This window comes from candidate division KSB1 bacterium (assembly GCA_022562085.1).
Classification (GTDB): domain Bacteria; phylum Zhuqueibacterota; class Zhuqueibacteria; order Oceanimicrobiales; family Oceanimicrobiaceae; genus Oceanimicrobium.
Window position 1 is genome coordinate 1 of record JADFPY010000154.1, and the last position, 9,931, is coordinate 9,931.

Annotated in this window: 14 protein-coding genes and 1 tRNA gene; 1 reads left to right on the forward strand and 14 read right to left on the reverse strand. The window is 42.1% G+C overall.

From position 1 onward, the window contains the following. Positions 1–102: 102 nt before the first annotated feature. The 13 genes from IH879_13160 to IH879_13220 form a co-directional block, all read right to left on the reverse strand. On the reverse strand, positions 103–378 hold the full coding sequence (locus IH879_13160) for an acylphosphatase (protein ID MCH7675885.1): 276 nt from the start codon (positions 376–378) through the stop codon (positions 103–105). 3 nt (positions 379–381) lie between these two features. Then, positions 382–840, reverse strand: a complete 459-nt coding sequence (locus IH879_13165) for a TIGR00725 family protein (GenBank protein ID MCH7675886.1) — start codon at positions 838–840, stop codon at positions 382–384. Between the two features lies 1 nt (position 841). Then, positions 842–2,137, reverse strand: coding sequence for an asparagine--tRNA ligase (gene asnS / locus IH879_13170; protein ID MCH7675887.1), 1,296 nt, complete (start codon positions 2,135–2,137; stop codon positions 842–844). A 30-nt stretch (positions 2,138–2,167) separates the two neighbouring features. After that, positions 2,168–3,004, reverse strand: a complete 837-nt coding sequence (locus IH879_13175; protein ID MCH7675888.1) for a universal stress protein — start codon at positions 3,002–3,004, stop codon at positions 2,168–2,170. Positions 3,005–3,150: 146 nt separating this feature from the next. After that, positions 3,151–3,312, reverse strand: a complete 162-nt coding sequence (locus IH879_13180) for a hypothetical protein (GenBank protein ID MCH7675889.1) — start codon at positions 3,310–3,312, stop codon at positions 3,151–3,153. 49 nt (positions 3,313–3,361) lie between these two features. Then, positions 3,362–4,357, reverse strand: a complete 996-nt coding sequence (locus IH879_13185) for an NAD(P)H-dependent glycerol-3-phosphate dehydrogenase (protein MCH7675890.1) — start codon at positions 4,355–4,357, stop codon at positions 3,362–3,364. Between the two features lie 11 nt (positions 4,358–4,368). Further along, positions 4,369–5,379 carry a phosphoribosylformylglycinamidine cyclo-ligase gene (locus tag IH879_13190; protein ID MCH7675891.1) on the reverse strand — a complete coding sequence of 337 codons (1,011 nt, stop codon included), beginning with the start codon at positions 5,377–5,379 and terminating at the stop codon, positions 4,369–4,371. Next, complete coding sequence (locus IH879_13195; protein MCH7675892.1) at positions 5,360–5,587, reverse strand: DUF4416 family protein; 228 nt, start codon at positions 5,585–5,587, stop codon at positions 5,360–5,362. The genes IH879_13190 and IH879_13195 overlap by 20 nt, the downstream gene beginning before the upstream one ends. Before the next feature lie 161 nt (positions 5,588–5,748). Beyond that, positions 5,749–6,177, reverse strand: coding sequence for a CPBP family intramembrane metalloprotease (locus tag IH879_13200; GenBank protein MCH7675893.1), 429 nt, complete (start codon positions 6,175–6,177; stop codon positions 5,749–5,751). A gap of 412 nt (positions 6,178–6,589) precedes the next feature. Further along, positions 6,590–6,673, reverse strand: a tRNA-Leu gene (locus tag IH879_13205). A gap of 58 nt (positions 6,674–6,731) precedes the next feature. After that, positions 6,732–7,919: a tyrosine-type recombinase/integrase gene (locus IH879_13210; GenBank protein MCH7675894.1), complete on the reverse strand. Its 1,188-nt coding sequence runs from the start codon at positions 7,917–7,919 to the stop codon at positions 6,732–6,734. A gap of 30 nt (positions 7,920–7,949) precedes the next feature. Next, positions 7,950–8,162, reverse strand: coding sequence for a hypothetical protein (locus IH879_13215; GenBank protein ID MCH7675895.1), 213 nt, complete (start codon positions 8,160–8,162; stop codon positions 7,950–7,952). 28 nt (positions 8,163–8,190) lie between these two features. Then, positions 8,191–8,436 carry a hypothetical protein gene (locus tag IH879_13220; protein ID MCH7675896.1) on the reverse strand — a complete coding sequence of 82 codons (246 nt, stop codon included), beginning with the start codon at positions 8,434–8,436 and terminating at the stop codon, positions 8,191–8,193. Positions 8,437–8,518: 82 nt separating this feature from the next. On the opposite strand from IH879_13220, the gene IH879_13225 reads away from it, so the two are divergent. Then, on the forward strand, positions 8,519–9,043 hold the full coding sequence (locus IH879_13225) for a hypothetical protein (GenBank protein ID MCH7675897.1): 525 nt from the start codon (positions 8,519–8,521) through the stop codon (positions 9,041–9,043). A gap of 373 nt (positions 9,044–9,416) precedes the next feature. Here the strand turns inward: IH879_13225 and IH879_13230 are convergent, their stop codons facing one another. After that, entirely contained in the window at positions 9,417–9,854 is a 438-nt protein-coding gene (locus IH879_13230; GenBank protein MCH7675898.1) for a hypothetical protein, read from the reverse strand. Positions 9,855–9,931 lie beyond the last annotated feature (77 nt).

Sequence of the window (9,931 nt, forward strand, 5' to 3'; positions counted from 1 at the left end):
TTAATATATTCGGTGACCCTCGGCGAATTCGGTGTGCTTCGGTGGAAATTATTTTTACCACGGCAAGTCGCCAAAGTAACTTGTTATTCAATATTGTAAGTTTTAAAAAGTCGTATTGAATGAATCGTACTTTCCCGTGAATTTCTGCCACTCGATAACAATATCCACAACTTTTGAAAAGGTCGGCCCCACTTTGACAGATTTTATAAGTTCCTCTACCCTGCCGCGTTCTCCTTCTGCTTCGATTCCAACATCTCCGTTATCAAGGTTTCTCACGTAACCACTCACTCCAAATTTCTTTGCCCTCTGCTGAACAAACCAGCGAAAGCCAACCCCCTGCACCCTGCCCTTCACAATCATTTTTGCACAAACTTCCATTGTTCAGTTGGATGCTAAATCAAACGCTTTGTTTACTGCGTCCTTCGCATTATTTGCTTGAATAATCGCCGGATCGACGTTCCAGGTTTTGAGTCCGACGACCGGAACATTATAGGCAAGACAAAAGGAAATTTCCGAAAGAGTGCCGTATTTTCCATTAATTGCGATCACCGCGTCAGAAGAACGGACAATAATGATATTTCTCGCATCTGCCAATCCAGTAACAATGGGGATATCAATATATGGATTCGCGTCGTTCTTGCGATTCCCGGGGAGAACACCGATAGTTGTACCCTTACTTCTCTTTGCTCCCCGGCTTGCGGCCTCCATGACACCTGACAAGCCGCCGCAGATCAGAATGCCCCCTTTTTGAGCAATAAGTGACCCAACTTCTTCGGCAATATTTTCAATCTCTGCCGGGCATTTCCCACCGCCAATGACCCCAATCATTTGACACCGCATATCAGGGATTCAATCTATTTATGAGTCTCGGAAAAGGAATCGTCTCCCTGAGATGATCGAGGCCGCAAATCCAGGTGACGGCCCTTTCTATGCCAAGACCAAAACCGGAATGGGGCACGCTGCCATATCTCCTCAAATCGAGAAACCATTCAAAGGCTTGCTTCGGCAGGTCGTGTTCTATTATTTTTTGCTCTAAAGTTTCAAGATCATCTTCCCGTTGACCGCCGCCTATTATTTCTCCGTATCCTTCAGGGGCAAGCATATCAACACACAACGCCTTATCCGGTTGCTCCGGGTCGTTCTTCATATAAAACGCTTTCAGCTGAGCAGGATAACGGTGAACCAGTAACGGCTTGTCAAATTCATCTGAAATAGCCGTTTCGTCAGGCGCTCCAAAATCATTACCATACTCAAACTCTATGTTCTTTTTCTTCAGAATATCAACTGCTGCATCATAAGAAATCCTTGGAAACGGCTTCGTCACTTTTTCAAGAGGCGCAATATCTCGTTCAATGAGCTCCAGCTCCGCTCTTCGATTTTCCAAAACCCTTTGCACAATATATGCAATAAAGTCTTCAGCCAAATCCATATCGCCGTCCAAATCCAAATAGGCCACTTCCGGTTCAATCATCCAGAATTCAGTGAGATGCCGGCGGGTTTTGGATTTTTCCGCCCGGAAGGTTGGACCGAAGCAATAGACTTTGCCAAAAGCCATTGCACCGGCTTCCATATAAAGCTGGCCGCTTTGAGTTAAATATGCCTTCGAGCCAAAGTACTCGGTTTCGAATAATGTTGTAGTACCTTCACAAGCATTTGGAGTAAAAATCGGGGCGTCGATTAACACGAAGCCACGGCTGTCAAAAAAGTCGCGGCAAGCCCGGATGACTTCGTGCCGAATTCTCAGGATAGCGTTCTGTTTCGAAGACCGCAGCCAAAGGTGGCGGTGGTCCATCAAAAAAGTCGAGCCGTGCTCCTTCGGAGAAATTGGATATTCTTCCGCCAGATGCACAATTTGAACATCTTTCATCTGCAGCTCATAACCGCTGGGCGCTCGTTTATCCTCGCTGACCTTACCGGTGACAATGATGGCGGATTCCTGAGTCACTTTTTCACAGCGCTGAAAAACTTCTTCACTCACATCGCCCTTAAAAGCGACGGCTTGAATAAGGCCGCTGCCATCCCGGACCTGGAGAAACCATAATTTCCCGCTGGAACGTTTGTTATAAAGCCACCCCTTGATTTTGACTTCCTGGTCCGCATGTTTTGAAATATCTGAGATATAGACTCTATCTTTCATTGTATGCTCTATCCTGCATCATATTATTAATTACTTTGATAAAAGAACCGGTATTATTTTATTCTTGAGAATATGTTCGGTCGTGCTGCCTAAAATCGTTTCTCTTATCCTGGAATGGCCAAAAGCTCCCATAATGATTAAATCACATTGATGCTCATCTGCAACATTAAGAATCTCTTGTTCGGGATGACCCGAAACACCAAGCAGTTCAACCGGAATTTCATAAGGCTCCAGGTATATCTTCGCTTCTTCCAAAAACTTTTTTCTAATAGCCTTTTTATCGTGCACGGTTAAAATCACCAACGGAACATTCAGCTCCGTTCCGAACAAGCCGGCTAATTGTAAAGCTTTGTTGGCTCTATCGCTGCCGTCATAGGCAAATAGTACTTTAGAAACCTTTGTAAACTTCTCGGGGGTTATCAAAATCGGTTTATTCCACTGGCGAACGACCGCATCCAGGGTTGCACCAACAACACGGCTTTTCCACTTGGCGAATTCGCCGCGGGCGCCCATAAGTAACAAATCCACAAGACGGGATTTTTCGCAGATAATATCCACGGGCGGCCCGGAAATTTTCTCAACATCAAATTGGATTCCTTCTTGTTTTAAAATACTCGAACATTTATCGAGAACTGCATCAGCTTTTGCTTCAAGAATTTTCTGTGATTCTTCTTTATAAATGTTTGAGGGAAGCATTGGGACAAAGCCGTCCGTTCCCATAACTGCCGCCCATTCAAAAATACGAATATCAACAATTGATAAAACTTTGATTTTGCATTTAAAAGCTTTAGCAAGCTGAATGCAATATTTTACCTGGGCGTCTGTATAAGTTGAACCATCAACTGAAAGAAGGATTGATTTTATCATAATTCAGACTAAAAGATAAACTCTTCAATAATTTTACCCGCTCCAAATGTTTCCTCAACTTCATCGCGTTCGATGTTTCTTTGAATCATCCTTTTAATACCAGTTCTGAAAAAGAGTATTTGCTCTTTTTAATTTAAACTTGAATTTCATCTCTTGGTTTCGCCATGATGCGGTAAGCCGCAAATTTGAAAATTTTTCGGGTTTTTCTGTTTCAGAAGCACGGTGCAATCATCAGCAGTCATTACGCCTGTCTCCAGTAAAGTCGCGGGGATACCGTCATTTAAAGAGATAACTTTTGCTGCTCTCAATAATGACGCCGAAGGCCAATGACCTAATGGCTTAATGACGTTATTGTCATTAACCCCAGTCCTCAAATTTTGCTGCTCTCGTCATCAGATCGTAAACTGCTTCCTTAGGATCTTTATTTTGAAACAGCACTTTATGAGCTTCGGTTATAATGGGTACTTCTACTTGATGTTGCGCTGCTAACTCATAGGCCGAGCGTGTGGTCTTAACGCCTTCAGCCACCATTACCATTTCAGATAAAACTTCTTCGAGGGTTTTACCTCTGCCGATTTGTTCACCGAGGTGACGGTTTCTGCTGTACTTACTCATGCAGGTGACGATCAAATCGCCCATGCCGGAAAGCCCTGCAAATGTCAAAGAGTCAGCGCCTAATTTGGTCCCGAGTCGGGTAATTTCTGCCAGTGCCCGGGTAATCAAAGCTGCCTTCGTATTATCTCCTGCCCCAACGCCATCGATAATCCCCGCCGCCACGGCGACAATGTTTTTTAATGCCCCGCCGATTTCAACACCAATGACATCATTATGCACATAAACCCGAAACTCCGACGACATGAATGTCTTCTGTACCCATTTTCCAGTATCTGAATTACTCGAAGCACAAACCACAGCCGTCGGAACGCAACGGCTAACTTCTTCGGCGTGACTCGGGCCGGATAGAACCGCGATTTTGTCCTCGTTGAATTTTTCATTTAAAATTTGGCTGACTCGAAGAAGAGTGTCATTTTCAATTCCTTTGGCGAGGCTGATTATAATCGTCGCTTCATCAATTTCATCAAATTGGTTAATCACGGAGCGCACGGCATGTGAGGGGACGCCGATTAATAGACCATCCTTCGCACCAACAGCTTTATTCAAGTCAGTCTCAATTTCGATTCCTTCAGGAATTTCCACTTTAGGCAAATATTTTCGGTTAACCCGCTCGTCAACTAAATTCTTAATCACCTCTGCATTTCGGCTCCACAAGTGCACGGTATGACCGTTTGCATGGAGCAACACAGCCAATGCCGTACCCCAACTTCCTGCACCGATTACTCCAAACTTTGCCAAAGTCTTCTTTCCTATTTTTTAGTAACCGAACCTATTACAAAAGCTTGTTCACTTGTGGTTTTGCAGGCATTTAAAAAGGATTCGACGGTACCAGTATTTACCACCAAAACCAGCCCGACTCCGAGATTAAAAACCTTCCTCATTTCCGAATCAGGAATATTGCCTTCTTTTTGAATAATTTTAAAAATAGCCTGCATCTCCCATGCCGACCAGTCGATTTGCAATTCCAAATCATCTCTGAGAAGCCTAGCGGTATTTCCGACAATTCCGCCGCCGGTTATGTGCGCAATTCCATGTAAGCCTTCCGAATTTTTGATTTTCTCGATCAGCCTCTGGTATGACCGATGGATTCTCAGAAGCTCTTCCCCCAAAGTTGACTGAGTTTCGTCCAAACGCATTGTAACCGAATAATCACTGTTTTCGAAAAATACTCTCCGAACCAGAGAATAGCCGTTCGTGTGTAAACCGTTTGAAGCAACACCTATCAGGCAGTCGTCCGCTTTGATTTGACTGCCGTCGATAATCTTGTCAAACTCAACGACACCAACAATCGAACCGGCAACGTCAAAGTTATCTGGTGCATAAACACCCGGCATTTCTGCGGTTTCGCCACCGATTAACGCACAACCGGCATCCTTGCATGCTCCTGCAATTCCCTTAACGATTTCTTCAACAACATTTACATGAAGTTTATCTGCGGCCAGATAGTCCATGAAAAATTGCGGCTCAGCGCCGCAAACCATTATATCATTGACACAGTGATTTACCAGGTCCCGGCCGATACTGTCATAGATTCCCATCATTTGCGCAATTTTTACCTTCGTACCAACACCATCAATACTCGACACCAAAATGGGTCGCTTATACTTCTTAAAATCCAGGTCATAAAATCCAGAAAATAAACCTATTTCTTTCAGGACGTTTTTTGAATGAGTGGTCTTAGCAAATGCCTTTATTGAATCCTTCGCACTTTCGCTAACCTCACGACTCACACCGGCATTTTCATAAGTAACTTGCGTCATGAAGGTCTTTTAATTGATTGAAATAAGTTTTTCTGGTTTTTTCAAGAAATTGAAGAATTGGTTCAGACTTATAATCAGGGTAGGTCCATTCGTTTTCAACAAATGCCCCTTGACAATATCTCAACTGCAAATCGCCGTAAATCCCCCGCCCTAGATAGATTCGGTGAGCAAAGTTTTTAGCAGAAGCAACGACTAGCTTTGCTGCCATTTCTTTCTCATAATACCTGGTATAATTAAACTTTAATGAAGCCGATTTGAGCTCAATTTCGCCTTGAGCCTTTTTTAGTTCATTTTTAAGGATCTTAGAAGTTCCTCGTTATTATATGCGATTGCCGTAGAAATTTTACCAGAGCTAATATGGACAACCGTTTACTGTAATTGATACTTTCCCAGAAACAGTAATTCCAGGAATATGATAAAAGTGACAATGACGTTAACCATCATTGACAAATAAATGCTGCCGCTTTTCTTCACTAAATATCCTAGAGCCATTCCAAAGAGACTTCCAAAAATGACACCTCCGACTCCGCTGGGCACGCCAGTTTTGTAATACATTAATCCATAAAAAGCACCCTGAATCGGAACGGCGTAAGTACTGCCGGCAGCTTGTTGCGCACGTTCAAAAATAAAACTTCGAAATATGGTCTCTTCCATGATGGCCAAATAAAAAGCAAACCCTAATCCTAAAACAATCAGGGCATCGGTCGGCCAGTCAAGCGGAATGGGATTCTCGATGGTTGAAATTCTAAAAAAAATAAGCGTTCCGAATACCAGAGAACTGGCTGCCGCAATAAGCAATGCCAATTTAAAATAAGTTTTGGTCTCGCCAAACCCAAAGAATAATTTACTCCATTCCGGTCCCTCATAAAAAATAAGAAGAATTAAAAAAGTCCAAACAATAATTAAAGACTCAGGATAATTGATTCCTAATGTATTAATAATAAATGAAATTAAACAAAATACAAATAATATTTCACTAAATCTGCCAAGTGCTTTAGTTTTTGGGTTAAATCTAGTAAATAGAACCAGCAAAAAAAGCCCTGCCAACAACCAAATCGCTTTGCCTAAAACAAAGTATACGACTCCAGAAATAAGCGTAATTAAAAGAATAAGTATGTTGATAACTGATATCCTTTCTGTTTTAGTGAGTTTTTGGGCGGTACAATGGATTAGGAAAGAGTGGGGTCTAGCAAAAAGAGCAAATCTTTTGTGCCGGGGGAGGGACTCGAACCCTCACGGACCGAGGTCCACTGGATTTTGAGTCCAGCGCGTCTGCCAATTTCACCACCCCGGCAACTATTTAATTTAATTACACTTATATATGCTGTTTTTTTAGCGGTAAAACCCGAATTTCACATTTTTTTCACAATCGCATTTTGAAGTTCGACCACCGTTGCTGACTTTTTCTTCAAATATTGGCTGTAGTTTTCAGCAATATTTCTGCGCATCGATTTTCTTCTGTCCAAATAGCGCATCATCATATTGGTATCTTTCCAGCCCCCTTCTTGCATAATGACCGCAATGTCGGTTCCCATCTCCGCATGATTTGTGCGAAAGAAATTTCTAAATCTATGTAGCGGTTTTGCCACATCATAGATCCCCATCAAACCAGCATCCCGGTAAGCGTTTTTAAGCACTTTTCTAATATCTTTAATCGGCTTGCCATTGCGTGTGAAAACAAACTGGCAGTCAGCATCCGTATGATTGATCTCTTTGTTGCAGTTGTCACAGGTTCCCCCAGAGGGCAGATTCGTGATGGTATCCGCTAAGTCTGAAGGCACCGTGGTCATTCTATGAGTATTGTTTTTGCTATCCTCCAACAGGGCAAATCCACCCACGTCAAACAACTTAACACGCCTGAGTCGCAACCGTAAGATTTCGGACTTCCGCCAGCCTGTATTTCCGGCAAACTCTAACACCGGTTGCAAGTAGTCAGCGGCATGATCGAGAAGTTGCTGATACTGTTCGACGGTCAAACCATCTTCAAACTTCGGATCTTCTTTAATCATTTTGACCGGTTTGGTAAAATCATGACTTATGTTAAATTCATGGCTCTCAACCACAAATTTGATCATCGTTTTCCAGCACACAACCTCTCTTTTTATCGTTACCTCTGATACTGGCTTCTTCGTGTTCATCGGAAGTTGCCCTCGCCGCCATCGCATATAGTCAATGACGTCGCTCGTATGAAATTCGCTTAATTTCTTTTTCGCTTGCCCCGTCGCCTCTAAAAATCGATTGATATTTTTGATTCGGCTTACAGTCGTCTGCCAACTTTTCTGTAATGGCCTGACATATTCAATATACCAATCAGCCAATTCATTGAAAGTGAGGTCCTTCTGTGCTCCGGAAACCTGGCCCACTTTGGTAAGCATTTTTTCATGAATTTTCGCTTCCAGGCGAGCTATCTCTGTCCTCGTACCATAATGCCTTTTTTGATATCTAGGTAGACCCCTCACATAAACATCTATATTCCAGATTAGCTTGCCGGCTTTTCTGGCCTGTTTCACATTTTCTTCAATGACCGCTCTATAAGACATAGCGAAAATTTAATAAATCGCTAACAAAAATCAACTACTTTCTTGCCACTGTTCACGCTTTAGCTGCTGATTAAATCGCCTCAATTCTTCGACTGGGAAAAGCACTCGCTTGCCTTGATTGATGTACCTCACGAATTTCTTATTGGCCGGATCTAATCGCTTGCATTTGATTTCGTCTAAGTATCTCCAGCTTATGCCGAGATATTTAGACGCTTCCTTGATGTCGAGATTCAGCGGTTCCATGATTACTCAAAACAGTGACTACTTGTTTTCAAAATTCTTGTTTTTCAAAATGACTTGACACTTGGGGTCGCAGGAATGACTCAATAATCGGTTCACTGCATCCATATCCGGTATAATTTTTCTTGAAAGCCCACCCAACTTGCTCTTCAATCTCGCTTGCCGTGATTATTCCTTTATTTTCTTTTGGGTGATTCTTAAGACGCCAGTTCGTTAAAATTGCAATGACCGCATCATAAGGCAAGATCGACCAGGAAAAAAAGGAGAAGAAGTTCATAAAGAAAGGTCTTGAAAAAATAAGTGAACAAGCAAGCGGTAGTTCAAAAGAAATCCTCGCCGATTTATTGGAGCTGCGAAAAATGGTTGAGGAGTTTGGCGGCACTGAACAAGGAAGATACCTGATCGTCGCTAAGTTAGAAGCCATCTCAGCGGAGGAACAACGCATTTCAAAAAACTTGGCATTACTTAAGCAGAGGATACAAAAGCTGTCCAATTTTGATTACCGTCATTTCCAAAAACTTCGAGATGAATATCATAGCCTGTCGGTCAGCGCTCGAAAACAAATTGAAGTAGAGTTAAAAGATGAATGGAAAAAGATTGATGCAGAAAAAAAGATTATAAAACTTGAAGATGCGGCCGAGGTCTATAACCGTGATTTCATGCATGCAATTCAGACTTCAGTGGCATCACTCAGAGCTAATCGGGTCCAGGATGCTCTTGCGCGAATTGATGAGGCCATTGCCTGGGAAGAACGCATACAAAAAATCTTTAAGGAGCTGGAGTATTTGGAGCGGAGGCTAAAGTCATTTACCGGGCATGAGATAAAAGCGGAAAAAAGACAACTGAAGCAGGTTAAAAAGGCGAGAGCTGCAGTCAAAGTTTAGTTTGAGCCCGTTTACTACTTTAAGCTGACGGATTTCGTTTAGTAGGGGTAGTGTGTGTGGAGTTTATGCGTAAAACAATTTACATATAATAAGGTACTCACGTTACTATTTGGAAGTAGTAACAGGAGTATAATAAATAATAATAATAAATAATAAATAATAATAATAAATAATAAATAATCAAAAAGAAGAATAACGTATAAACTGCGCACACCTATTACTTGTCAATTGGCCTGGATTGTGTTTTACAACTAAACTTATCTTTCTGCGTCGTCAGGGAATTGAACTCCGAACCTTGGGCTTAAGAGGCCCATGGTATTCTGCTATCTTATCTCAAAACTTGGTCAAACCGGCCTTGTAAGCTTACTGAATCCTATAGAAATCGAATTTTGTAGACTTCTCTAATTATTTCCAAATTACAGAGCAAAGTTATGCGGTTAGCATACGTCCTATTTACCTTTGTTGACAACATCATAATAAGCCCTAACGACTGAAGGTAAGATAGTTGATTATAGAAATGGACATACGAACACGGATTCTCATTATTTCTTCGCGAGACATCACTGTAGGCGGCAAATACTTTTTTGGCGAATTTGTCTGCAATCAAAGTTACGGCCTTAAGAATGAGAAGATTGGTATCCGAGAGGTCGGTAATCAAATCAACATAGATATCCTTGCGAGCATTCTCAAAGCATTTCTCCACATTCTTCCTGCCATGAGTCGCCCAGTAGAACAAAGCTTTTATTCCAACCCGGACATCAGAGTTTGCTTCTTTGACCGTGTAAGCTGCAATCTTTCTCGTCACAGACATCGATGACTTCTGTAACCCTCTTTTTGCCCGTTCGTCAAGAATAGATGATATTTCAATAGCATTGTAATTTTGAAAAT

Coding starts and splice junctions, on each gene's coding strand:
- IH879_13215 (MCH7675895.1), bottom strand. CDS start 8,162: ATGGAACCGCTGAATCTCGACATCAAGGAAGCGTCTAAATATCTCGGC.
- IH879_13190 (MCH7675891.1), bottom strand. CDS start 5,379: ATGACGCAAGTTACTTATGAAAATGCCGGTGTGAGTCGTGAGGTTAGC.
- IH879_13225 (MCH7675897.1), top strand. CDS start 8,519: ATGGTTGAGGAGTTTGGCGGCACTGAACAAGGAAGATACCTGATCGTC.
- IH879_13210 (MCH7675894.1), bottom strand. CDS start 7,919: ATGTCTTATAGAGCGGTCATTGAAGAAAATGTGAAACAGGCCAGAAAA.
- IH879_13175 (MCH7675888.1), bottom strand. CDS start 3,004: ATGATAAAATCAATCCTTCTTTCAGTTGATGGTTCAACTTATACAGAC.
- IH879_13160 (MCH7675885.1), bottom strand. CDS start 378: ATGGAAGTTTGTGCAAAAATGATTGTGAAGGGCAGGGTGCAGGGGGTT.
- IH879_13195 (MCH7675892.1), bottom strand. CDS start 5,587: ATGGCAGCAAAGCTAGTCGTTGCTTCTGCTAAAAACTTTGCTCACCGA.
- IH879_13220 (MCH7675896.1), bottom strand. CDS start 8,436: ATGAACTTCTTCTCCTTTTTTTCCTGGTCGATCTTGCCTTATGATGCG.
- asnS (MCH7675887.1), bottom strand. CDS start 2,137: ATGAAAGATAGAGTCTATATCTCAGATATTTCAAAACATGCGGACCAG.
- IH879_13165 (MCH7675886.1), bottom strand. CDS start 840: ATGCGGTGTCAAATGATTGGGGTCATTGGCGGTGGGAAATGCCCGGCA.
- IH879_13230 (MCH7675898.1), bottom strand. CDS start 9,854: ATGTCTGTGACGAGAAAGATTGCAGCTTACACGGTCAAAGAAGCAAAC.